Source organism: Streptomyces sp. NPDC041940, from assembly GCF_055589465.1.
The window spans coordinates 1-23,166 of the sequence record NZ_JBVJBP010000018.1; the positions used below are offsets into that span (position 1 = coordinate 1).

Sequence of the window (23,166 nt, forward strand, 5' to 3'; positions counted from 1 at the left end):
CCGGCAAGCTGCACGGGGACAAGGGCTACGACTACCGGCACCTGCGACGATGGCTGGCTTCCCGTGGCATCCGGCACCGCCTGGCCCGCAAGGGCCTCGAGTCATCCCGACGCCTGGGCCAGCACCGCTGGGTCGTGGAGCGGACCGTGTCCTGGCTGTCCGGCTGCCGCCGACTTCACCGCCGCTACGAACGCAAGCCCGAACACTTCCTCGCCTTCACCGCCATCGCAGCGACCCTCATATGTCACCGCCGACTCACTAACTGAAATGACGTCTAAGCGCTTGGCCGCAGGTGCCACCTGCAGGAGCGCAAGCCTCCACCCTCCCCTTCGGCCGCGCCGGGTTGTGCTGGGACACCGCGCTCTCCCAGTCATGCTTCGACACCATCAACCAATAGTCCAGTCCACCTCCGCTCACGCGGAGAGCACACTCTGCACTGCCACTCTTACTCGCGGCACGGCGGTTCACCTCCGCTCGAGCGGAGGTGATCCGCCGTCCGACGTCCGCACGGTGGCGCCCGTGATGTGCTCTCCGCGCGAGCGGAGGTGCTCCGCTCGACGGCGATGCCCTTCCCGCCGTGCTCTCCGCGCTACGGAGGTGACCCGGACTGGGCGATCAAGAAGCTGCTCGCCCTGGTGTGCTCTCCGCGCGAGCGGAGGTGAACCGGGCATCAGGCCCGTCTTCGACCGGTTCAAGAGCTGATGCGGCGTAGACGATTGCCGCTTCTGGTGACGATCACCTCGCCATTCAGCGAACTCGCCCCGGTGACGGGGGGCGTTCTGGAAGGGTGAGCCGCATGGACGACGGAGCCCTCCGGATACTTCGCGTCAAGGATGAACCCGGTGCGGTCGCACGGTACGGCCGGCTGAGTTCCACCAAGCATGTGAAGGGATACGTGGTGCCCCTTCTGGTTGTTCCGTTGCTGCTCGTATCCGGGTGCAAGGGCAGATACCAGCAGCAGTACGAGGAGGGCTACGAAGCTGGCCAAGATGAATCAACTGTGTGCGCGGAGTACGAGACACCAGGCGGATGGGAACCATCACGGCAGTGGATGGCAGGCTGCAACGACGCCGCAAAGGGCCGACCGGCCCATCCACCAAAATCTCGGTGAGGTCACATCTGCCCGTCCGGTTCGCGTAGAGCAGCGCGTTCACGACCTCGCGCAGATCGCAGGAGCACGGGGATACGCCGGTATGTGCGCTCTCCGCACGAGCAGAGGTGATCCGCGGTAGAGGGTCATGCATCCGGACAGGATGCTGTGCTCTCCGCGCGAGCGGAGGTGATCCGGACCGCAAGCCGATCAGCACGGCCCCCGGTACGTGCTCTCCACGCGAGCGGAGGTGACCCGCTCCGGAACGATCATGGGGTGCTCTGGGAAAATGCAGGCACTGCAGGTAACACTCGCCCCACCGCCGCTGAGCCCGCCGCAGCACCGAGGCGCAGACATCGGCAACGAACTCCGATAACTCACCCCCGGAGCCGTTCCACCTCCCTCAACCTCATATCGGAGAAGATGCCCACCACCAGGCGAGATCACCCGGTGTCTTGTTGGGTCGGTGCTCGACAGAACACTGGCATGCCAGCCCGGTCATGTCAGCGACTTGATCTTCTGGCCGCCGGAGCGGGAGCTGTCCGCTGATGAAGTCGATCAGGCCCTGACGTAGCGGCCAATCGCCCTGTAAGACCAGGGCTCAACTCCGAAAGCCAGGTGAGCAGAGCTGCGGTGGAGTCGGGTGATCTGGTGACCAGCAGGACTCAGTGGGTCTTCGCTCAGCGTCACCTGCCCCGGCGCCCCATTGACGCTCGCCACTTTGACAGGGTCTGACCTGCCGACAAGGCGCCTGACGCCCCATCAGAACGAGCGTCACGAGCGTCATTTCAGCGTCAGGATATCGCCCGTAACGCCCACAAAGCACAAAATGCGCACGCACGAAACCGCAGGTCAGACACCCTTCGCGGCCGGTTCAAGGATGGCAACGCACTCCACATGATGGGTCTCCGGAAAGACGTCGGAGGGCGACTCTCCGAACCAGAGGACCGTCTCCGGATTCCGCTCGGCTCCATCGAGCCAACTACACAGCCTGCCGAGTCTTCCCCCGCTCAGTCGGACCAGAGCCTGATGTACGCGTTCGCGCTCCGCGCCTGCATAGAGTTCAAGGAGTGAGAGGGCGCTCTCATTCTCGTCATCCAAGAACGTGGCGTCGCAAAGCTGACGTGTTGCGCGTGACACCGCCATGCCCGGATTCTTGCCCAGCATCGGCATGGTCGACAACGGTCAAGTCCGAGCCCGGCGTCAGCCCCGACGCGTCCAGCAACATGCCCCCCTCTCCCTTCTTCTCGTAATAGCGCCGCGCCCGTGGACAGGGGTGACCGCAGGAGAATCTCCGGGGTTCGGCGGACTTCAGACGGCATGTCAGGACACCCGGGGCGTCCGCGATCTCGGTCAGCGTGAGCATTCCCCGCGTCACCCGAGGGATGTTGACGCCGGTGATGTTACCGGTAACATCACCTTCCCGGGTGACTGCTCCTACCTCGAACACCTCGAAGGGAAGCCTCCGCATGCCCGCTCTGACGACGACGTCCGACGGATTCCTGCTGCACGGCGAGCCGTTCCGGATCCTGTCCGGCGCGCTGCACTACTTCCGTGTCCACCCCGACCTGTGGGCCGACCGGTTGCGCAAGGCCCGTCTGATGGGCCTCAACACGGTGGAGACGTACCTTCCGTGGAACCACCACCAACCGGATCCCGACGGGCCCCTCGTGCTCGACGGATTCCTCGACCTGCCCCGGTTCCTGCGGCTCGCCCAGGACGAGGGGCTGCGCGTGCTGCTGCGTCCCGGTCCGTTCATCTGCGCCGAGTGGGACGGGGGCGGCCTGCCCGACTGGCTGACCTCGGACCCGGACATCCGGCTGCGGACCAGCGATCCGCGCTTCACCGGGGCGGTCGACCGCTACCTCGACCTGCTGCTGCCCGCGCTGCGCCCGCACATGGCCGCGGCGGGCGGTCCCGTCATCGCGGTGCAGGTGGAGAACGAGTACGGGGCCTACGGAGACGACAGCGCGTATCTGAAGCACCTGGCCGACGCGTTCCGCTCCCGGGGCGTCGAGGAACTGCTGTTCACCTGCGACCAGGCCGACCCCGAGCACCTGGCCGCCGGAACCCTGCCGGGCGTCCTGGCGGCCAGCACCTTCGGCAGCCGCGTCGAGCAGTGCCTCGGGCGCCTGCGCGAGCACCGGAGCGAAGGGCCCCTGTTCTGCGCGGAGTTCTGGATCGGCTGGTTCGACCACTGGGGCGGTCCGCACCATGTGCGGGACGCGGCCGACGCCGCCGCGGACCTGGACCGGCTGCTGTCCGCCGGGGCGTCCGTCAACATCTACATGTTCCACGGCGGCACCAACTTCGGCTTCACCAACGGCGCCAACCACAAGCACGCCTACACCCCGACCGTCACCTCGTACGACTATGACGCCGCGCTCACCGAGTGCGGCGACCCGGGGCCGAAGTACCACGCCTTCCGCGAGGTCATCGCCCGCCATGCAGGCGTTCCCGACGAGCCCGTCCCGGCTGCGGGACCCAAACTGCCGCCCACCGATGTCGAGTTGGACGGCCGGGCACCTCTGCTTCCGCTCGCCGGCACGCTCGCCCCACCCGTGCACGCCGACGACCCGGTGACCATGGACGAGCTCGGGCAGCGCACCGGCTACGCGCTCTACCGCACCACCCTTCCCGCTGCCGGTGACGGCCTGCTGCACTTCTCCGGCGGTGTCGGCGACCGCGCCCAGGTCTTCGTCGACGGCGCCCCGGCCGGTGTGCTGGAGCGCGAACGCCACGACGAGACATTGCCCGTGCGCGTCCCACGTACCGGCGCGACGCTGGACGTCCTCGTCGAGAACATGGGCGGCGTCAACTACGGGCCTCGTATCGGCGCGCCCAAGGGTCTGCTCGGGCCCGTCTCCTTCAACGGCACCGCCCTGCGGGGCTGGGACTGCCGTCCGCTGCCGCTGGACGGCGTGGACGGGCTGCCGTTCGTACCGGCCGACGGGTCCGCGGTCACCGTGCCGGCCTTCCACCACGGCACCTTCGAGGTGGAGATGCCCGCCGATACCTTCCTCTCCCTGCCCGGCTGGACGAAGGGCCAGGCGTGGGTCAACGGCTTCCATCTGGGCCGCTACTGGAACCGGGGCCCGCAGCACACCCTGTACCTCCCCGGCCCGGTGCTGCGGCCGGGCGCCAACGAGCTGGTCCTGCTGGAGCTGCACGGCACCACCGTCACCCGCGCCCAGCTCACCGACACCCCCGACCTCGGCCCGGAGAACACCTGGTGACCCGGCACCGACTGCGCGTTCCCACGCCCTCCGCTCCCCCGCTCACCGGCCATCTGCCCCTGGCCGACGCGCCGGGCGTGCCCGATCCGATCGATGTGACCAGCCGCTGGCTCACCCGTGGCGGCCGCCCCTGGTTCCCGGTCTCCGGCGAGTTCCACTATTCACGCTGTCCGGCCAGGGAGTGGGAGGAGGAGCTGCTGAAGATGAAGGCGGGCGGGGTGACCGCCGTCGCCTCCTACGTGATCTGGATCCACCACGAGGAGATCGAAGGCCGGATCCGCTTCGACGGCGACCGCGACCTCCGGCGCTTCGCCGGGCTGTGTGCTCGCCACGGCCTGGACTTCGTCCCGCGCATCGGCCCCTGGTCGCACGCGGAGGTGCGCAACGGCGGCCTGCCCGACTGGCTGCTGGCCCGCGCCTGCACACCGCGCACCGACGACCCGGCCTATCTGGAGCCCGTACGCACCTGGTTCACGGCCGTCGCGGAGCAACTGCGCGGCCTGGACCGGGCGCACGGCGGCCCGATCGTCGCGATCCAGATCGAGAACGAGCTCTACGACCAGCCCGGCCATCTGCGCACGCTCAAACGCCTCGCTCAGGACGCCGGGCTGAGCGCGCCGCTGTGGACGTCGACCGCCTGGGGCGGGGTCCAGCTCCCCGGCGAGGAGCTGCTTCCGCTGTTCGGCGGCTATCCCGAGGCGTTCTGGACGGAGGCGGACGGCGGCTGGCCCGACACCTGCCGCAAGCACTTCTTCTTCACGCACGAGCGCGACGACGAGGGCATCGGCGCCGACCTGCGGCCCACGACCGTACGCGGTGACGCTCCGGCGCCGACTGACCGATTCCCGTGGGCCACCTGCGAGTTGGGCGGGGGCATGGCGGTGGCCTATCACCGGCGGCCCCGTGTGGAGGCCGCCGACGTGGGCGCGCTCGGGCTGACCAAGATCGGCTGCGGTTCGGTGTGGCAGGGGTACTACATGTTCCACGGCGGCACGAATCCGCCGGGAGAACTGACCACCCTTCAGGAGTCGCACGCCACCGGCTACCCCAACGACCTGCCGGTCCTGAGCTACGACTTCCACGCTCCGCTCGGCGAGTACGGCCAGGTGCGGCCCTCGTACCACGAACTGCGGCTCCAGCACCTGCTGCTGGCCGAATTCGGGCACCGGATCGCGCCCATGGAGTCCGTGCTGCCCGGGCGGCTGCCGGCCGGGCAGCACGATCGTGACACCCTGCGCTGGGCCGTCCGCTCCGATGGCACCTCGGGCTTCCTGTTCGTGACCAACCACCAGCCGCACGAGCCGCTGCCGGACCATCCGGACACGACGTTCACGATCGACTTCCCGGACGCGCGTGCGCTCACGCTGCCGAGCGCTCCCGTCACCGTGCCCTCCGGCGCCTACTTCTGCTGGCCGCTGCGGCTGGACGTGGCCGGGCTGCGGCTGGAGTGGGCCTCCGCGCAGCCGGTGTGCACGGTCGAGGCGGACGGCCGTACGGTCCTGGTGCTGGCCGCGACCGACGGTATCGCGCCCGAACTCGCCCTGGACGCGGACACGGTGGCGTCCGTCGCCGTGCCGTCCGGGGACGGGGAGGTCACGCCCGTCGACGGCCGGGTCCTGGTCACCGGGCTGCGGCCGGGCACCGGCGCCCTGGTCGAGGTGGACGCGACCGACGGTTCCCGCGCCGGGCTGCTGGTCCTGGACGCGGCGACGGCCCGTACCGCATACCGGGGTGTCGCGTGGGGAGCCGAGCGGTTGGTGCTCTGCGGGGACGGGGTGGTGTTCGACAGGGACGAGATACGGCTGCACAGCCCGGCCGCCGAGCCGTCGTTCGCGGTGCTGCCCGCGCCCGGTTCCGCCCTGGTGGTGGAGGGGGAACGGGTGCGGGAGGAGGCGGACGGTGTGTGCACGCGCTACACCGTCGAAGCCGGGGCCCTCGGTGGCACCGCCGCGCGCGTCACACTGGTCAGGCCCGCCGGTCCGGCTCCGGAGCCCGTAGTGGGTGTGCAGGGCCGGGCGAGCATGCCCGCCGACACGTACGTGGACACCGTCGCCGCCGAGTACCGGGTCGACGTGCCGGAGGAACTGCTGCGGGCGCCCGCCGGTGTGCTGCTGCGGCTGCACTGGACCGGTGATCTGGCACGGGCGTACGTGGGGGATGTCCTGGTCGCCGACCAGTTCTACTCGGGGCGGGTCTGGGACATCGGCCTGGACCGGCTGCCCGCCGGGGAGTTGCGTTCCCGGGGGCTGCGGCTGAAGGTGCTGCCGCTGGCCGCCGACGCGCCGGTGCATGTGCCGGGGCAGCAGGGCAGTGGGTGGCGGGCGGCCGGGGTGGGGCAGGCGGAGTGGGTGGTCACGCGCGTGTGGGCGGTCCGGCCCGGCTGACCGCGCCGCCTATGCTGGGCTCCTGCCGGGCGGGTTCAGGACCGCCGTTTCCGACGTCGAGGAATCACCCGCCATGACACCGAGCGCCACCGACGGCCCGGTTCCCAAGGGCCGCAGCAGGCGCAACTTCGCGGGGACGCGGCCGGTGATGGCCGACGTGGCCCGGCTGTCCGGCGTCTCCAAGCAGACCGTGTCCCGCGTGCTCAACGACCACCCGGCCGTCCGCCCCGAGACGCGTGAGGCGGTCCTGGAGGCCATGCGCACGCTCGGCTACCGGCCCAGCCGCAGCGCGCGGTCCCTGGCCAGCGGCCGGACCCGGATGCTCGGGGTGATCTCCTTCGACGCAGCGCGCTACGGGCCCGCCTCCATCCTGACCGCGATCAACACGGCGGCCCAGGAGGCCGGTTACCTCGTCAGTTCCATCGCCCTGGACACGGCCGACCACGGGACCGTCGTCGAGGCCGTGAACCGGCTGTCGGCCGAGGGCGCGGACGGCGTCATCGCGATCGCCCCGCAGCAGTGGGTGGGCCGGGCGCTGGCGGAGACCGACCTCGGGACTCCCCTGGTGGTGCTGGAGAGTGCCCTCGATGCGAGCACTCCCCTGGTCACGGGTGATTCCCGCACCGGCGCCCGCAAGGCCACCGAGCATCTCCTGGGCCTCGGGCACGCCACCGTCTGGCATATCGCGGGCCCGACCGGCTGGACCTCCGCCGATCACCGGCTGGCGAGCTGGCAGGAGACGCTCGAGGCGGCCGGTGCCGACGTCCCGGCTCCTCTGGTCGGGGACTGGGGCGCCGACTCCGGCTACGAACTGGGCCGTCGGCTGGCCCGGCGCCCGGGGGTGACGGCGGTGTTCGCCTCCAACGACCAGATGGCGCTGGGCCTGCTGCATGCCCTGCACGAATCGGGGCGGTCCGTCCCTGGCGAGGTCAGTGTCGTCGGCTACGACGACATCCCCGAGGCCGCGCATCTGCTGCCCCCGCTGACCACCGTCCGCACCGACTTCGCCGAGATCGGCACGCGTTCCCTGCGTCTTCTCCTGGACCGCATCGACGGGCCGGGCGAGCGGCCCCGCGTGGACACCCTCGTCCCCGTGGACCTCGTCGTGCGCGCCAGCAGCGGTCCGCCGCCGGTGGCCTGACGGGCTCAGGCGCTCCCCTCGGCGGCGGCCTTCTGCCAGGCCGACTCCCTCAGCAGCCGCAAGCCGTTCAGTCCGACGAGGACCGTGGAGCCCTCGTGGCCCGCGACACCGAGGGGCAGCGGCAGGTCGCCGGCCAGGTCCCAGACGACGAGGCCGGCGATGAACACCCCGGCGATCACGAGGTTCTGCACGACCAGCGCGCGGGCGCGGCGGGAGAGGGCGACGGTGGCGGGGACGGCGGCGAGTTCGTCGCGCACGATCACGGCGTCGGCGGTCTCCAGGGCGAGGTCGGAGCCCGCCCGGCCCATGGCGATTCCGGTGTGGGCGGCGGCCAGGGCGGGTGCGTCGTTGACGCCGTCCCCGACGACCAGCACCTTGCGGCCCGCGCTCTCCATTTCCTGGACGGCGGCCAGCTTGTCCTGCGGCAGCAGCCCGGCGCGCACGTCGTCGATGCCGGTCTCGGCGGCGAGGTTCGCCGCGGCCCGGGGGTTGTCGCCGGTGAGGAGTGCCGGGGCGGTGCCGGTGAGCGTGGTGAGGGCGGCGACCGTGGCGGCGGCGTCCGGGCGCGGCCGGTCGGCGATGCCGAGCAGCCCGGCGGGGGCGCCGTCGACGACGACCAGGACGGCGGTGCGGCCGGACTCCTCCAGTTCCGCGATGCCTTCGGGCGCGTCGTCCGTCAGCCGGGCCGGGGCACCCACCGCGACCGCGTGGCCGTCGACGACGGCGGTCACTCCCACGCCGGGCGCTGAGGTGAAGTCCTCCGCTTCGGGCAGGTCGAGGCCGCGCTCGCGGGCCGCGTCGACGACCGCCCGGGCCAGCGGATGCTCGCTGGGCCGCTCGGCGGCTGCCGCCAGGGTCAGCAACTCACCCTCGTCCAGGCCGGATCCGGGCAGGGGCCGGACGTCGGTGACGCGCGGGCTGCCTTCGGTCAGGGTGCCGGTCTTGTCCAGTGCGACCGCGTCCACCTGGCCGATCCGCTCCATCACCACGGCCGACTTCACCAGCACACCGTGCCGCCCGGCATTGGCGATGGCCGAGAGCAGGGGCGGCATGGTGGCCAGCACGACCGCGCACGGGGAGGCCACGATCATGAACGTCATGGCGCGCAGCAGCGCGTCGGTGAGCGGCTCGCCGAAGGCGAGCGGCACCAGGAAGACGGCCAGGGTCGAGGCCACCATGCCCAGCGAATAGCGCTGTTCGACCTTCTCGATGAACAGCTGCGTGGGCGCCTTGGTCTCGGAGGCCTCCTGCACCATCCGGACGATCCGGGCGATCACCGAGTCGGACGCGTCGCGCTCGACCCGGACCCGCAGGGCGCCGGTGCCGTTGAGGGTGCCCGCGAAGGCCTCGTCGCCCGGTTCCTTCGGCACGGGGAGCGGCTCGCCGGTGATGGTCGCCTGGTCCACCTCGCTCGCCCCGTCCAGCACCCGGCCGTCGGCGCCGACGCGTTCTCCGGGGCGGACGAGGACGGTGTCGCCGACCGTCAGCTCCTCGACGGTGACGACCTGTTCGCCGCCGTCGGGAGAGAGGCGGGTGGCCGTGGCGGGGGCCAGGTCGAGCAGGCCGCGGACGGAGTCGGCGGTACGGGCCGTGGCCAGCGCCTCCAGGGCGCCGGAGGTGGCGAAGATGACGATGAGCAGGGCACCGTCCATGACCTGCCCGATCGAGGCCGCGCCCAGTGCGGCGACCACCATCAGCAGGTCGACGTCGAGGGTGCGGTCCTTGAGCGCCTTCAGCCCCTCCCAGCCCGGCTCCCAGCCGCCCGTGGCGTACGCCACCGCGTACAGCGGGCCCCAGGTCCAGGCGGGGGCGCCGGTCAGCTGGAGCGGCAGCGCGAGCAGGAAGAAGGCGGTGGCCGCCGCGGCCCAGCGCGCCTCGGGGAGCGCGAGGACACGGGTGCGCCGCCGCGGCACGGTCCCGCTACGTGCGGGTTCCGCCTCCTGGACCGGCCGCGGCGTGAGGGTGGAAGTCAACTGGGGTCCTTCTGGCGGGGACGCTCGGGCGCCCCTCACCATACAGGAACACATGAAGACCCCTTCATGCCTTCATGTACCCCGGCTGCGGCCCGGAAGCGGGCGTCAGCGCAGCTTGTCCTTGGCCTTGTAGTAGGCGCCGCCGAACGGCAGGAACCAGGCGGTGCCGTTGTAGAAGGGCACCGGGACCTTCGGGAAGCCGAGGCCGCGCAGGGGGTTGGCCTCCGGGCGGCCGTCCATCATCTCGGCGACGGCACGACCCATGTAGGTCGCCATCTGGACCCCGTGGCCGCAGTACCCCATCGAGTAGTACAGGCCGTCGGTCTCGCCCGCGTGCGGGAGGCGGTCCCAGGAGAAGCCGACCATGCCGCCCCACACGTAGTCGATCCGCGCCCCGGCGAGCTGCGGGAAGATCTCGGTCATCTCCCGCTTCAGGATGTCGCCGCTCTTGACGTCGGAGGCCGGGTTGGAGGGGGCGAAGCGGGCCCGGCCGCCGAAGGCGAGGCGGTGGTCCGGGGTGAGGCGGATGTAGTGGCCGATGTTCTTGGAGTCGACCACCAGACGGCCGTTCGGGATGAGCGACTTGGCGCGCTCCTCGCCGAGCGGCTCGGTGACGATGATGAAGCTGCCGACGTTGATGAGCCGCTTGCGGAACCACGGCATCGCCTTGTCGGTGTAGGCGTCGGTCGCGGCCATCACCTGCTTGGCCCGGATGGTGCCGTGCAGCGTCTCGACCACGAAGCCTCCGCCGGGGAGGCGGGTGAGGCCGGTGGCGGCGTTGCGTTCGTGGATCTCCGCGCCGGCCCGTTCGGCGGCCTCGGCGAGTCCGTGGACGTACTTGCCGACGTGCAGGGCGGCGCTGAGCGGGTCGAGCAGGGCGCCGTGGTAGTAGTCCGAGTTCAGTTCCGACTTCAGCTCGGCGCGGGTCAGGAGCCGGGTCTCGTGGCCGAAGTTGTCGGCCAGGTCGCGCTGGGTGGCCCGCATGGAGTCGAAGTGCTGCGGTTTGAAGGCGACTCCGAGGCGGCCGGCGCGGTGGAAGTCGCAGTCGATCCGCTCGGTCTTCGTGATCTCCTCGACCACGTCGACCGCCTCGCGGAAGGCGTCGTACAGCTCCCGGGCGCGCTCCTGGCCGTAGCGTTTGCGGGCCTCGCCGACGCCGATGGTGAGGCCCTGGGTGCACATGCTGCCGTTGCGTCCGGAGGCGCCCGAGCCGATCTTGTCCTTCTCGACGAGGACGACCCGGGCTCCCTTGCGGGCGGCGTGGTAGGCGGTGGACAGGCCGGTGAGGCCGCCGCCGATCACCACCACGTCCGCCTCGTCGGGCAGGTCCTTTCCGGAGCGGTCGGGCAGGGCGGGGGCGGTGTCGAGCCAATAGGGGATCTGCTTCATGGCGTGCGTCCTCACATCCGTCCGTCGGGTCAGCAGCCGAGCAGCTTCGGCAGGCCCGTCATGTCGCGCAGCTCGTCGTACGGCTGGTAGTCGGCGCTGCCGGGGCGGCCGAAGCGGTTGATCCATACCCGGCGCCTCAGGCCGAGGTCGCGGGTCGGGATGTGGTCGTACTCCCAGCCCTGGGCGGTGTGGATGACCTGGGAGGGGTCGACGCCCATGGTCTTGAAGGCGTGCTCGAAGGTCTGCCGGTCCGGCTTGTAGGCGCCGGCCTGCTGGGCGGTGATGACATGGTCGAACTCGACGCCGATGTTCTCGACGTTCCGTGCGATCAGGTCGTCGTCGGTGTTGGAGATGATGGCGATCTCGTACCTGGTCTTCAGGGCGCGCAGGGCGTCCGGGACCTCCGGGAACGGGCCGAAGGTGGGGACGGCCTCCACGAGGGCGTCGCCGTCGGAGGTGCGGTACTCCAGGCCGTGCAGCCGCATGGCGTTGCGCAGGCTGGAGTGCAGGACCTCGTGGTAGGGGCGGTAGGCCTCCAGGACGGCCTGGAAGCGCATGACGCGGAAGTCGTCGAGGAACTCGTCGACGTCCAGGTTGTCCAGGTCCAGCCGGTCCTGAAGGACCTTCAGGGTGGTGGGGCCGAGCTGGAAGTCGACCAGGGTGCCGTAGGCGTCGAAGGTGACGATCTCTCGCATGGTGTTCAGCCTCGTTTCGCGGGTTCGGTAAGTGGGGGCGGGCGTCAGACGACTCGTTCGCCGGGCGTGACGATCGCGTCGAGTGCGGCCAGGTCGGCGGGGTCCGGGATCCAGCCGGCCGCCGCCGCGTTGGCGGTGACCTGCGCGGGAGTCATCGCGCCGCAGATGACCGAGCCGACCGCGGGCAGTGCGGCCAGTGCGCCCACGGCGACCTGAAGCAGGGTCAGGCCCCGCTCGGCGCCGTACGCGGTGAGTGCCTCGACCTTGTCCAGGGCCGCGTCGGTGAGCCAGCCCTGCCGCCAGGACAGCCGGCTGCCGGGCGGGGGCTCCTCGCCGCGCCGGTACTTGCCGCTGAGCAGGCCGTTGGCCAGCGGGTAGTACGGCAGCAGCCCCAGGCCGTGGCGCAGACAGGCGGGGATCAGATCGGCCTCCGCGCTCCGGTCGAGCAGGTGGTAGCGGGCCTGCGTCGACACGAACGCGCCGGTGAGCTCCTCGGCCGGGAGGTGGGAGCAGCCGAGGTACCGGATCTTGCCCTCGTCCACGAGTTCGCGCAGGGCGGCGACGGTCTCCTCCAGTGGGGTGAGGCCGTCGGGCTCGTGGTACTGGTACAGGTCGATCCGGTCGGTGCCGAGCCGGCGCAGGGAGGACTCGACGGCGTACCGGATATAGGGGCGGGCGCCCCGCCGGCCGTACATATCGGCGTCGGGGCCCATCTCCATGCCGAACTTGGTGGCGAGGACGACGTCGTCGCGGCGGCCCTTGAGGGCGGCGCCGAGGAGACGTTCGCCGTCGCCGCGCTCCCCGCCCCGCTCGCCGAACCCGCCGTACATGTCGGCGGTGTCGAACAGGGTGATCCCGGCGTCGAGGGCGGCGTGGACGACCGCGTTCGTGCCCTCCTCGTCGAGGCGGGAGCCGAAGTTGTTGCCGCCGACACCGACCGCCGAGACGACCGGGCCCTGTTCACCGAGCGTGCGATACCTCATGACCGGTCCCCGAATCCGATGCAGACGTTCTTCGTCTGGGTGTAGCTCGCCAGCGCCTCCAGGCCCTTCTCCCGGCCCCAGCCGCTGTGCTTGTAGCCGCCGAAGGGCAGCTCGATGCCGCTGCCGGCGCTGGTGACGTTGACGTAGACCTGGCCGGCCCGGATGCCCTCGGCCAGGCGCATCGCCTGGTCCAGGTCGCGGCTCCAGACGTAGGAGGACAGGCCGTACGGGCTGTCGTTGGCGATCCGCAGGGCCTCGTCGGCGTCGTCGAAGTCGATGACGGTGACGACGGGGCCGAAGATCTCCTCGCGGGCGCAGCGGGCCCGGTTGGTCAGGCCGGTGAGGACGGTCGGCTCGATGTAGTAGCCGTCGGCGAGTTCCGGGGCGGAGGGTGCGCCGCCGCCGACCCGGGCCACGGCGCCTTCCTGCCGCGCCAGTTCCAGGTAGCCCAGGACCCGGTCGCGCTGCCGGGCGGCGACCAGCGGGCCGATGTCCGGGTCCGTGAGGCCGGGTCCGACGCGCAGGGCGGAGATCTTCTCGACCAGCCGGTCCAGGAACTCCTCGGCGCCGCGCTGGAGCAGCAGCCGGGTGCCGGCCGAGCACATCTGGCCGGCGTTGCTGAACGACCAGCCGAGGATCGCGCTCAGCGCCAGGTCGAAGTCGGCGTCGGCGAAGACGATGAACGGCGACTTGCCGCCCAGTTCGGTGACGGAGGGCACCACGTTGGCGGCGGCGGCCTGGGCCACTTTGATGCCGGTCGGGACCGAGCCGGTGAAGGTGACCTGGTCGATGCCGGGGTGCCCGGCGAGGGCCGCGCCGGTCCCGGCGTCGCCGGGTACGACATTCAGCACGCCCGGCGGCAGCCCGCACTCCAGCGCGATGCGGCCGACCTCCAGCGGGGTGAGCGGCGCCTCCGGGGAGGGCTTGAGCACCACCGTGCAGCCTGCCGCGAGCGCCGGGGCGGACCCGCGGGCGGTGTTCTGGAGGGGGTAGTTGAACGGGATGATCTGGCCGGAGACGCCGATGGGCTCGCGGACGGTGTAGTCGATCAGGCCGGGTCCGAGGGGGATCGTGGAGCCGCCGAGCTTGTCGGCGATGCCCGCGTAGAACTCGAAGTAGCGGGCGGCGGACTCGACGTCCGCCCTGGCCTGGCGGAGCGGCTTGCCGACGTCCTGGCACTCCAGGCGCGCCAGCCGCTCGCCCTCGCCGCGGATCGCGTCCGCGATGCGGGTCAGCAGCCTGCCCCGGTCGGCGGCCCGCATCCGGGCCCACTCGGGTGCGGTGAAGGCAGCGCGTGCCGCCGCCACGGCCTGGTCCACGTCCGCAGGTCCGGCCAGCGCCACCTGGGTGAGGGCGGTGCCGTCCGCCGGGTCGAGGACGGTGAAGGCGCGCCCGTCGGCGGCGGGGATGCGCTTGCCGTCGACCAGCAGCAACTGGGGGTCGCCGCTCATGGCCTGATCTCTCCCTGCACCTCGCCGAAGATGACGACCTCGTCGCCGGGACGGACGGTGCGGATCCGGCGCACCCAGAGCACGATGCCGTCCTGCGGGGCGCGGACCTCCTCCAGCGTGTTGCCGTAGTGGTCGACGATGTGGGCGATCAGGTCGCCTTCCTTGCACGTCTCGCCGGGTGCGGCGTGGCCGAGGAAGAAGCCGCCGGCGGTGGAGCGGGCGAAGGTGCCGGAGACGGCGATGTAGTCGTCCCGCAGCTCGGCCCCGCCGTCGGTCATGTTCAGCTGCCGCATGATGTTGAGGACGGAGTCGATGTGCAGTCGGACGTTCTCCTCGCGGTAGGTGCCGCCGCCCGCCTCGATGGTGATGGCCGGCTTGCCCGCCGCGAGGGTGGGGTGGCGGACCGTGCCGCCCCACTTGCCGCCCTTCCAGATCAGCCGGTGCCCGGCGGCGAGGCCGATGCCGGTGGCCAGGTCCTCGTAGCCGCCTTGGACGATGGTGAGCGGGGCGATCTCGCCGAAGGTGCCGCCGGTGTGCAGGTCGACCAGGGCGTCGATGGCCGGGACGACCTGCTCGACGAAGGTGGCGGCCAGGCGCAGCGAGTAGGAGCCGTCCGCGTCGCCCGGGAAGATCCGGTTGAGGTTGAGGTGGTCGAGGCCGCTGGTGCGGGCCGCCGCCTCGAAGGCGGGGGTGTTCATGCAGGGGATGCCGACGAGGGTGCCGCGCAGGCCCACCGGGTCGATCTCGGCGAGGACGCGGCGGATGGCCTCCTGGCCGTCGTACTCGTCGCCGTGCACCCCGGCGTCCACGCACAGGACCGGGCCGTCCTCGGTGCCGTTGACGACGATCAGCGGGATGCCGAGCTCCACGCCGTAGGTGCTGGTGCCGACGGGGATCAGACCCTGGGCGCGCTCGCCGGGGGCGACGGTCAGGGGGCCGATGGAGTACATGGGGTTCCTTTCCAGAACATGTGTCAGATCCAGAGCGGGTGTCAGATCCAGGGCATGTGTCAGAGGCGGGCGGAGGCCTCGTCGAGGGTGGCCGCGATGATGTCGGCGACACGGTCCAGGAGTTCGCGGTCGCTGATCAGCGGGGGCGCGATCTGGACCAGCGGGGCGGCGCGGTTGTAGACGCGGGCGAGCAGCCCGGCCTCGCGCAGCCGGCGCGGGATCAGGTCGGCGACGAGTGCCGTGCGGGCGGTGTCGCTGAAGCCGCCGTCCTCGAGGTCGCCGGTGAGTTCGACGGCGTAGAAGAAGCCGGCGCCGCGGACGTCGCCGACGATCGGCAGCTGGGCCAGGGAGTCCATGCGCCGGGCCAGATGCGCCTGGTGGCCGCGGACGTTGTCCAGGATCCGGTCCCGCTCCATGATCTCCAGGCTGCGCAGGGCGATGGCCGCGCTCAGCGGGTGGCCGGCGAAGGTGTAGCCGTGGTTGAGGACCGCGCCGGGCCGGTTGATGACCTCGGTGACACGGTTGCCGACGAGCGTCGCTCCCATGGGGGCGTAGCCGGCGGTGATGCCCTTGGCGACGGTGACGATGTCGGGGCGGGCCCCGTACAGGTCGCCGCCGAACCACTCCCCCAGCCGTCCGAAGGCCGTGATGACCTCGTCGGCGACGAGCAGGAACCCGTACCGGTCGGCGAGGGCGCGCAGGCCAGGCCAGTAGCCCTCGGGCGGGGTGATGCAGCCGCCGCGGTTCTGCACCGGCTCGGCGATCAGCATGGCGATGGTGTCCGGGCCCTCGGCCAGGATCGCGGCCTCCAGCTCGGCGAGCAGGCGGGAGGTGAACGTCTCGTCGTCCGTGCGCTCGGGGGCCTCGGGGACGAGGCCGGAGCGGTTGGTGTTGGACACGAACCGGGTCTCGATCGCGCCCGGCCCGTACGGTTCCCGCAGCCCGGGGTCGTCGGTGAGCGACAGGGCGCCGAGGGTCAGGCCGTGGTAGGCGCCGCGGCGGGCGATGGCCTTGGTGCGGCCCGCTTCGCCGCGCAGGGCGTGGTAGCGGCGGGCGATCTTCCAGGCGGTCTCGACGGCTTCGGCGCCGCCGCCGGAGAAGAAGGTGTGCTCGATGTCGACGGGGGCGATGCGCGCGAGGCGCTCGGACAGCTCGATGGCCGTGGGGTGCGCGGAGGAGGACCACAGGGGGCTGAAGCACAGCTCGCGCAGCTGGCGGTCGGCGGCCTCGGCGAACTCGGGGGCGTAGGAGTAGCCGAGCTGGCAGCAGTACAGGCCGGAGAGGCCGTCGATGTAGCGCTTGCCGTCCGCGTCGTCGACGTAGGGGCCCTCGCCGCGCCGGACGACGAAGAGGTTCTCGCCGGAGCGGCCGAGGGAGCCGTTGGGGGTCATGTTGAGGAGCAGGTGTCTGGCCGCGGTGGCGGAGAGTTCGCCGGCCGGGGCCTGGGTGCTGATGGTCATCGGGTCTCACTTCCGGCGGGGAGGCTCACGGCGGATTCCGTGGGCAGCAGGCCCGCCTGCTTGCCCGGGCCGCCCAGCCGTCGCACGGCGGCGACCAGGGCGAGGGCGACGACGGCGACCGCGATGAGGATCGCGCTGATGGCGGTCACCGACGGGTCGACGTTGTACTGGAGGACGTTGAACACCTGGACGGGCAGCGTCACGGTGTCCACGGAGGACAGGAACTGCGAGATGAAGAACTCGTCGAAGCTGGTGATGAAGGAGAAGATGGCGGCGGCGATCATGCCCGGCGCGGCGAGCGGGAGGGTGATGCGGCGCCAGACGGTCAGCCGGCTGGCGCCCATGCTGGCGGCCGCGTCCTCCAGGCGTTCGTCGATGCCCTTCAGCGTGGCCATGAGGATCATCACCGCGATGGGCGAGGCCAGCACGGTGTGGCCGAAGGCGATGGCGATCGGGCTGCCGAGCATCGCGGCCGGTTCGAAGAGCAGGAACAGGCCGAGGGCGATGACGACCTGGGGGATCACCAGCGGGGCGAGGACCAGACCGTAGACCGCGGAGCGCAGGGGCAGGTCGCTGCGGACCAGGGCGGTGGCCGCCGTGATGCCGAGGACGAGGGAGAAGACGGTGGTCAGGGAGGCGACCAGGACGCTGAGCGAGAGCGCGGCCGGCCACTTGCTGCCGTCGGCGAAGAGCTGCTCGTACCAGCCGAGGGTCCAGGCTTCCGGCGGGAAGGAGCCGAAGGCGTCCTTGCCGAAGGAGGTGACGACGATGACGATGATCGGCATGGCCAGGAACAGCAGGATCAGTGTGGACAGGACGGCCAGGGCGATACGTCCGGCCAGGGTGGCACGCAGTTCGATCATGACGTCGTCCCCCGGTTCCGGTAGGCCTCGCCCGCGGACTTCAGCAGCCGCAGCAGGATCAACCCGGCGAAGGTGAAGAGCAGCAGGATGATGCCGAGCGCCGAGGCGCCGTTCCACTGGTTCTGCTTCATGACCTGCTCGTCGATGAGCGAGGCGACCATGGTCTGCTTCTCGCCGCCCATCAGGGCGGGTGTCAGGTAGTAGCCGAGGCAGAGGATGAAGCACAGGACTCCGGCGTTGACCAGGCCGGGTGCCACCAGGGGCACGTAGACACGGCGGAAGATGGTGATCTTCCCGGCGCCCAGGCTGGCCGCGGCGGCCAGCAGCCGGCGGTCGATGCCCTTCATCACGGCGTACAGCAGCAGCACGGTGTACGGCAGCATCACGGCGGTGGTGCCGATGACGACGCCGATCTCGTTGTAGAGCAACTGGAAGGGTGCGCCGGGGAAGTGGGTGTCGGTCAGGGCGTTGTTCACCACGCCGTTGTCACCGAGCAGGATGATCCAGCCGTAGGTGCGCACCAGGGCACTGATGAAGTGCGGGACGACCACCACGAGCATCGCGAGGCCCGCCCACAGGGGCTTGAGGCGGCAGATCGCGGAGGCCAGCACGAAGCCGACGACCAGGCTGATCAGTGAGGTCTCGGCGGAGATCCGCAGGGTGGTGAGCAGGATCTCCAGGTTGGCGCCGCGGAAGGCGTCGGCGTACCAGTGGAGGGTGAAGCCGCCGGTCTGGTCCTCGATGCTCAGCTTCAGGGTGCTGAAGATCGGATAGACGAAGAGGATCAGCAGGTAGAGGACGACGGGCGCGGCGTTGAGCAGTCCGAAGCGGGTACGGCGGTCGGACAGCAGGCGGGCCTGTCGTTTCCTGCGGGGCACCGGGGCGGCGGGGCGGGATGCCGGAGCGAGTACGGCCACGTCCTCACCCCCCGCTTTCCGTGTCGGGGAAGACGCTGACGTTCGCGGGGTCCGCGGTGAGGCCGACGCGCTCGCCGAAGGAGGGGGCGCGTCCGGCGGGCAGTTCGAGCCGTACGAGTTCGGTGCCGGCGCCGCCCATGGGACGGACGGTGACACGTACGAGGGTCCCGACGTAGGTGACCGTCTCGACGGTCCCGGTACAGAACCCCTGGTCGGGCGGGCACAGGACGAGCCGGCCGGGCTGGACCGCCGCGCGCACCCGTGCTCCGTCCGGGACGGCCTGCGGACGGGCCGTGATCAGGCCGCCCGAGTCGAGCCGGACGGTGGTGAACTCCCCCGTCTGCGCCTCCAGGTGGCCCGGGAGGAAGTTGGCGGCGCCGAGGAAGTCGGCGACGAACGGGGTGCGGGGGCGTTCGAAGAGCTCCTGCGGGGTGTCGAACTGGTCGATCCGCCCGTCCCGCATGACCGCGATGCGGTCGGAGAGGACCAGGGCCTCTTCCTGATCGTGCGTCACATAGATGACGGTCAGGCCGAGTTCCTGCTGGATGCGTTTGATCTCGGTCTGGAGCTGGTCGCGCAGTTTCTTGTCGAGGGCGCCCAGTGGTTCGTCCATCAGGATGACCGGGGGCCGGTAGACCAGGGCCCGGCACAGCGCGACGCGCTGCTGCTGGCCGCCGGAGAGTTCGCGCGGCCTGCGGCGGGCCATGGCCGACAGGCCGGCCATCTCCAGGGTCTCGCCGACCCGGCGGCGCTGGTCCGCCTTGGACACGCCGCGCAGGGTCAGCGGGAAGGCGACGTTGTCCCACACCGTCATGTGCGGGAAGAGCAGGTACTGCTGGAAGACGAAGCCCAGTCCGCGTTTCTGCGGGGCGAGGCGGGTGACGTCACGGCCGCCGACGACGATGCTGCCGGAGTCGGGCTCGCAGAACCCGGCGATCATCATCAGGGTGGTGGTCTTGCCGGAGCCGGACGCTCCGAGGAAGGTGACGAACTCCCCCGCCGCGATCTCCATGGAGACCTCGTCGACGGCGGTGACGCCACCGTAGGTCTTGCGCAGTCGCGTGACGGACAGGGGTTTTCCGGTGCCGGTCGGCATCGACGGGACGGTGAGCGAGGGGTCGGGCATCACGTTCAGGTCAGGCATGCGTCCACTCCTGCCAGCGCTTGGACACGGCGTCCTGGTTCTTGATCCACCACTCGACGTCCAGGTCGAAGCCGCTCTTCAGGTGCTCGGGCGAGCTGCCCAGGTTGGCGGCCGTGGCGGGCTTGAGCTTCTTGTAGGCGGCGGGCACCGAGGGGGCCATGGGGTAGATCTCGGCATAGGCGGCCTGCACCTCGGGGCGCAGCGAGAAGTCGACGAGCCGGTAGGCGGCGTCGAGGTTGGCGGCTCCCTTGGGGATGCCGAGCGCGTTGCTCTGGCGGCGGGCGCCGTTCCACTGGTAGGCGAGCGGTGCGCCGCCCTTGATCAGGGCGTCCAGACGGCCGTGCCAGACGCTGGAGGCGTCGACCTCCTTGCGGCCCAGCAGCACGCCGGGCAGGGCACCGGTGTCCCAGAACTTCCGGACGTGGGGCTTGATCTCGCCGAGGACCTTGAAGGCGCGGTCGACGTCGATCGGGTAGAGCTTGTCGAGGGGCACACCGTCGGCGAGGAGGGCGAACTCCAGCTCGGGCAGGTCGGCGTCCAGGGCCTGGAGGGCGCGGTTGCCCGGGAAGGCCTTGGTGTCCCAGAAGTCGGCCCAGGAGGAAGGCTTGCTCTTGCCGAAGGCGTCCGTGCGGTACGCCATCACGCTGGCCCAGTAGTTCTTGCCGACGGCGTTGGACGTGACGAGGTTCTTCGCGACGCCGGCCTTCTTGAAGTTCTTCAGCCGGTCGTAGTCCAGGGCCTCGGTGGCGCCCTCCTGCTGGAAGAGCACGAAGTCGGCCATCGAGTCGTCGATGACGTCGAACTCGGGGCGGCCCTGCTTGATCTGGGCGAGCATCTGGGCGTACTCGATGTTCACCACCTTGACCTGGATGCCGGTCTCCTTGGTGAACGGCTCGTAGATCGCCTGCTGGTTGGCGTCCCCGTAGGAACCGCCGCTGTTGCGGACGACGAGCGTCTTGGAGCTCTTGCCGCCGCTGCCGACGGAACGGCTGGTGCCGGTGCCGCAGGCGCTGAGCGTGCCGGCGGCGGCGATGCCTGCGGCGACCGAGCCGACGCCGCGCAGGAACACTCTGCGGTCGATCCGGGTCTCCTTCACGGGGGCCTCCTGGATGTGCTGTGCGGAAAGGGGGAGCGTGGGGGTGAGGCGTGCTGCGGGGTCTCGATCTGTGGGGTGCGGCGGTAGGTCGAGGGGGGTGGGGTCAGGGGGCCGGGTCCCGGGGTGCGGGTGCGGCGATGGCGGCGAGTTCGGCGCCGGGGGCGACGGTCAGTGCGTGCATCCCGTAGAAGACGCGTCCGGAGGCCGGGGTGTGGATCTTGTGCTCCCGGCCGTCGGCCGGGTCGATGACGTGGCCGATGACCTGGCCCTCGGTCACGTCGTCGCCGAGGGAGAACTCGGGGTACCAGAGGCCGGTGGCGTCGGACGTGACGCCCGCGACCCAGACCCACTCGCGGACGGCGGTGCTGTTCCGTGGCTCTGCCTCCAGGACACCCAGCCGAGCCAGCACCCCGTACAAGCCGTCGACCAGGCGCCGGGCTACGGCCGGGTCCCGTTCGCCGAGCTTGCCCGTCTCGACGAGGATCGCCGGGATGCCCTGACGGGCGGCGGCCGCGTGGCTGTTGCCGCCCTCGGCGTTCAGACCGAGGATGACGTCCTCGACGCCGGCCGAGCGGGCCATGCCGGCGGTCCTGGCGTCGAGTTCGGGGGTCCCGGTGAGGCGGTAGCCGACGAAGTCGCGCAGGACCTCGTCGATGCCGCCGGAGTGCAGGTCGATGTAGGCCTCGGCGCCGTCCAGCAGCTGTGCGAAGAGCCAGGCCGCGAGGCGCTCCGTAGGACCGCCCTCGGGGTCGCCGGGGAAGACGCGGTTGATGTTGACGCCGTCGACCGGGGAGACGCCGAGCCGGCCCTGGTACACGGCCGGTGGATTGGCGACCGGGCAGAGGACGATCTGGCCGCGCACCTCGCCGGGCTCCAGCAGGGCCGCGAGCCGGGCGGCGGCGTCGATGCCGGTGAACTCGCCGCCGTGCACGCCCGCCGTGATGACGACGCGGGGGCCGGGCCGGGCTCCGTTGACCAGCGTCAGCGGGATGTCGACGGTGAGGGTGCCGAGGTCGGCGGGGACGGTGCCGCGGGTCTTGGTGCCGGGTTCGGCGCTCAGGGGCCCGACGGTCAGCGTGCCCACGGTCGTTTGCTCGGTCATGGTCGTCAGGCCTCCGTACGGTCCTGGGTGGAGAGGAAGTCGATGGGCTGCGGCGAGGCGCCGTCCAGCGCCAGGTCCGCCGCGATGTCGCCGAAGGCGGGCGAGAGCTTGAAGCCGTGGCCGGAGAAGCCGGCGAGCAGGACGACGTCGCCGTTGCCCGGCAGGGGGCCGACGAGGGGGCGGCTGCTCTCGGTGTAGCCCTCCATGTAGACGGAGAGGCGGACCGGGTCGGGGTTCAGGTCCGGCATGTAGCGGCCCATCAGCTTCGTGAAGATCTCCAGCTCTTCGGGCGCCACCGTGCGGTCGAGGCGGTTCGGGTCGCCGGCCGGGCGGTGCAGGGCGCGGGACAGGCCGAGCTTCACGGAGACGCCGTCCGGGGAGGGCAGTCCGTAGCAGTGGGTGGGGGCGGTGCGGATGAACGCCGGGCGCTCCTCGCCGAACCAGGCGTCGGTGGTGGGCACGTACCAGGCGCTGAGCAGGCGGCGGACGTCCACCTCCCACGGCAGGCCGGGCAGCAGGTCGTTCACCCACGGGCCGGGGCTGACCACGGCCGCGTCGAACCGCTCGCAGCCGGTGTCGGTGCGGACCTCCACGCCGCTGCCGGTGGGCACGATCTCGCGGACGGTGGTGTAGCGGTGGATGCGGGCGCCGAGTTCCTCGGCGCGGCGGGCGGCGGTCTGGATGGTCAGCTCGGGCCGGATGAAGCCCGCGCGCCGGTCGAGCACGGCTGCGTCGCCGTCCTCGATCCGGAACTGCGGGAAGCGCTTGGCGAGCGCCTCGACGTCGAGCACTTCGTGGTCGAGGCCGTGCTCGGCGATCGACTGGAGGACGGTCGCCATCTGGTGGTGGGCGGTGGGGCCCATCAGCAGGCATCCGGTCAGGCGCCGCAGCTCGCGGCCGGTCTCCTGCTGGAGCGTCTCCCACAGGGTGTCGGCGTGCTGGAGCAGTGGCACATAGCGGGAGTCCTCGAAGTGGGCGCTGCGGAAGATCCGGGTCTCGCCGCCGGCGGCACCGCGGTCGTGGCCCGGGGCGAAACGGTCGTAGCCGACGACCTCGGCTCCGCGGGCGGCCAGGCGCCAGGCGGCCTGAGCGCCCATCGTTCCGACGCCGACGACGGCGACGCGCTTCTTGGCAGACACGAGGGGTTCCTTTCGTCTCCCGGGGAGCGGATGCTGTACGCCCGGTATGCGGACTCTGGGATTCCGGAAGGGACGGCGTAGGCGATGGACCGATGGGCCATGGCTCGCACTGTCCGGGGGGAGGGGGCTTCAGGCTGCTTCTTCGCTACCTGC

Annotated in this window: 17 protein-coding genes and 1 pseudogene; 5 read left to right on the forward strand and 13 right to left on the reverse strand. The window is 71.1% G+C overall.

What is annotated here, in order from left to right; all coding sequences use genetic code 11:
• The 5 genes and pseudogenes from ACZ6I3_RS26980 to ACZ6I3_RS27000 all read left to right on the forward strand — a co-directional run.
• Window positions 1–266 (forward strand): transposase (locus ACZ6I3_RS26980; protein WP_469418056.1); only part of this gene is annotated, 266 nt, incomplete at its 5' end.
• A gap of 1,293 nt (window positions 267–1,559) precedes the next feature.
• A pseudogene (locus ACZ6I3_RS26985) lies at window positions 1,560–1,664 on the forward strand (e9imm peptide); the annotation flags it as partial.
• An 895-nt stretch (window positions 1,665–2,559) separates the two neighbouring features.
• Window positions 2,560–4,326 carry a glycoside hydrolase family 35 protein gene (locus ACZ6I3_RS26990; RefSeq protein ID WP_469418057.1) on the forward strand — a complete coding sequence of 589 codons (1,767 nt, stop codon included), beginning with the start codon at window positions 2,560–2,562 and terminating at the stop codon, window positions 4,324–4,326.
• Complete coding sequence (locus ACZ6I3_RS26995) at window positions 4,323–6,710, forward strand: beta-galactosidase (protein WP_469418058.1); 2,388 nt, start codon at window positions 4,323–4,325, stop codon at window positions 6,708–6,710. The genes ACZ6I3_RS26990 and ACZ6I3_RS26995 overlap by 4 nt, the downstream gene beginning before the upstream one ends.
• Before the next feature lie 73 nt (window positions 6,711–6,783).
• Complete coding sequence (locus ACZ6I3_RS27000; protein WP_469418059.1) at window positions 6,784–7,851, forward strand: LacI family DNA-binding transcriptional regulator; 1,068 nt, start codon at window positions 6,784–6,786, stop codon at window positions 7,849–7,851.
• Between the two features lie 5 nt (window positions 7,852–7,856).
• Here the strand turns inward: ACZ6I3_RS27000 and ACZ6I3_RS27005 are convergent, their stop codons facing one another.
• From ACZ6I3_RS27005 to solA, 13 genes are all read right to left on the reverse strand, one after another.
• Window positions 7,857–9,824 carry a heavy metal translocating P-type ATPase gene (locus ACZ6I3_RS27005; protein WP_469418060.1) on the reverse strand — a complete coding sequence of 656 codons (1,968 nt, stop codon included), beginning with the start codon at window positions 9,822–9,824 and terminating at the stop codon, window positions 7,857–7,859.
• Window positions 9,825–9,929: 105 nt separating this feature from the next.
• A complete protein-coding gene (locus tag ACZ6I3_RS27010; RefSeq protein ID WP_469418061.1) occupies window positions 9,930–11,213 on the reverse strand; it encodes an NAD(P)/FAD-dependent oxidoreductase in 1,284 nt (427 codons plus the stop codon).
• A 29-nt stretch (window positions 11,214–11,242) separates the two neighbouring features.
• Window positions 11,243–11,908 carry a haloacid dehalogenase type II gene (locus ACZ6I3_RS27015; RefSeq protein ID WP_469418063.1) on the reverse strand — a complete coding sequence of 222 codons (666 nt, stop codon included), beginning with the start codon at window positions 11,906–11,908 and terminating at the stop codon, window positions 11,243–11,245.
• A 44-nt stretch (window positions 11,909–11,952) separates the two neighbouring features.
• Entirely contained in the window at window positions 11,953–12,891 is a 939-nt protein-coding gene (locus ACZ6I3_RS27020) for an aldo/keto reductase (RefSeq protein ID WP_469418065.1), read from the reverse strand.
• On the reverse strand, window positions 12,888–14,342 hold the full coding sequence (locus tag ACZ6I3_RS27025) for an aldehyde dehydrogenase family protein (protein ID WP_469418066.1): 1,455 nt from the start codon (window positions 14,340–14,342) through the stop codon (window positions 12,888–12,890). Before ACZ6I3_RS27025 ends, ACZ6I3_RS27020 begins: the two co-directional genes overlap by 4 nt.
• Entirely contained in the window at window positions 14,339–15,292 is a 954-nt protein-coding gene (locus tag ACZ6I3_RS27030; protein ID WP_469418068.1) for a succinylglutamate desuccinylase/aspartoacylase family protein, read from the reverse strand. The genes ACZ6I3_RS27025 and ACZ6I3_RS27030 overlap by 4 nt, the downstream gene beginning before the upstream one ends.
• Window positions 15,293–15,351: 59 nt before the next feature.
• A complete protein-coding gene (locus ACZ6I3_RS27035) occupies window positions 15,352–16,752 on the reverse strand; it encodes an aminotransferase class III-fold pyridoxal phosphate-dependent enzyme (RefSeq protein ID WP_469418070.1) in 1,401 nt (466 codons plus the stop codon).
• Window positions 16,749–17,615: an ABC transporter permease gene (locus tag ACZ6I3_RS27040; RefSeq protein ID WP_391100220.1), complete on the reverse strand. Its 867-nt coding sequence runs from the start codon at window positions 17,613–17,615 to the stop codon at window positions 16,749–16,751. Before ACZ6I3_RS27040 ends, ACZ6I3_RS27035 begins: the two co-directional genes overlap by 4 nt.
• The gene (locus ACZ6I3_RS27045; RefSeq protein ID WP_469418072.1) at window positions 17,612–18,532 is read right to left on the reverse strand and encodes an ABC transporter permease; all 921 of its coding nucleotides are present in this window, start codon (window positions 18,530–18,532) and stop codon (window positions 17,612–17,614) included. Before ACZ6I3_RS27045 ends, ACZ6I3_RS27040 begins: the two co-directional genes overlap by 4 nt.
• 4 nt (window positions 18,533–18,536) lie before the next feature.
• Window positions 18,537–19,676: an ABC transporter ATP-binding protein gene (locus ACZ6I3_RS27050; protein WP_469418073.1), complete on the reverse strand. Its 1,140-nt coding sequence runs from the start codon at window positions 19,674–19,676 to the stop codon at window positions 18,537–18,539.
• Entirely contained in the window at window positions 19,669–20,772 is a 1,104-nt protein-coding gene (locus ACZ6I3_RS27055; protein ID WP_469418075.1) for an ABC transporter substrate-binding protein, read from the reverse strand. Before ACZ6I3_RS27055 ends, ACZ6I3_RS27050 begins: the two co-directional genes overlap by 8 nt.
• Window positions 20,773–20,875: 103 nt before the next feature.
• Complete coding sequence (locus ACZ6I3_RS27060) at window positions 20,876–21,874, reverse strand: succinylglutamate desuccinylase/aspartoacylase family protein (RefSeq protein ID WP_469418077.1); 999 nt, start codon at window positions 21,872–21,874, stop codon at window positions 20,876–20,878.
• 5 nt (window positions 21,875–21,879) lie between these two features.
• On the reverse strand, window positions 21,880–23,013 hold the full coding sequence (gene solA, locus ACZ6I3_RS27065) for an N-methyl-L-tryptophan oxidase (RefSeq protein ID WP_469418079.1): 1,134 nt from the start codon (window positions 23,011–23,013) through the stop codon (window positions 21,880–21,882).
• Window positions 23,014–23,166 lie beyond the last annotated feature (153 nt).

Excerpts from the sequence above, each read along its gene's own strand:
- ACZ6I3_RS27035 (WP_469418070.1), bottom strand. The coding sequence starts at position 16,752 with ATGACCATCAGCACCCAGGCCCCGGCCGGCGAACTCTCCGCCACCGCG.
- ACZ6I3_RS27050 (WP_469418073.1), bottom strand. The coding sequence starts at position 19,676 with ATGCCTGACCTGAACGTGATGCCCGACCCCTCGCTCACCGTCCCGTCG.
- ACZ6I3_RS27000 (WP_469418059.1), top strand. The coding sequence starts at position 6,784 with ATGACACCGAGCGCCACCGACGGCCCGGTTCCCAAGGGCCGCAGCAGG.
- ACZ6I3_RS27030 (WP_469418068.1), bottom strand. The coding sequence starts at position 15,292 with ATGTACTCCATCGGCCCCCTGACCGTCGCCCCCGGCGAGCGCGCCCAG.
- ACZ6I3_RS26990 (WP_469418057.1), top strand. The coding sequence starts at position 2,560 with ATGCCCGCTCTGACGACGACGTCCGACGGATTCCTGCTGCACGGCGAG.
- ACZ6I3_RS27025 (WP_469418066.1), bottom strand. The coding sequence starts at position 14,342 with ATGAGCGGCGACCCCCAGTTGCTGCTGGTCGACGGCAAGCGCATCCCC.
- ACZ6I3_RS27020 (WP_469418065.1), bottom strand. The coding sequence starts at position 12,891 with ATGAGGTATCGCACGCTCGGTGAACAGGGCCCGGTCGTCTCGGCGGTC.
- ACZ6I3_RS27060 (WP_469418077.1), bottom strand. The coding sequence starts at position 21,874 with ATGACCGAGCAAACGACCGTGGGCACGCTGACCGTCGGGCCCCTGAGC.
- ACZ6I3_RS27015 (WP_469418063.1), bottom strand. The coding sequence starts at position 11,908 with ATGCGAGAGATCGTCACCTTCGACGCCTACGGCACCCTGGTCGACTTC.
- ACZ6I3_RS27010 (WP_469418061.1), bottom strand. The coding sequence starts at position 11,213 with ATGAAGCAGATCCCCTATTGGCTCGACACCGCCCCCGCCCTGCCCGAC.
- ACZ6I3_RS27040 (WP_391100220.1), bottom strand. The coding sequence starts at position 17,615 with ATGATCGAACTGCGTGCCACCCTGGCCGGACGTATCGCCCTGGCCGTC.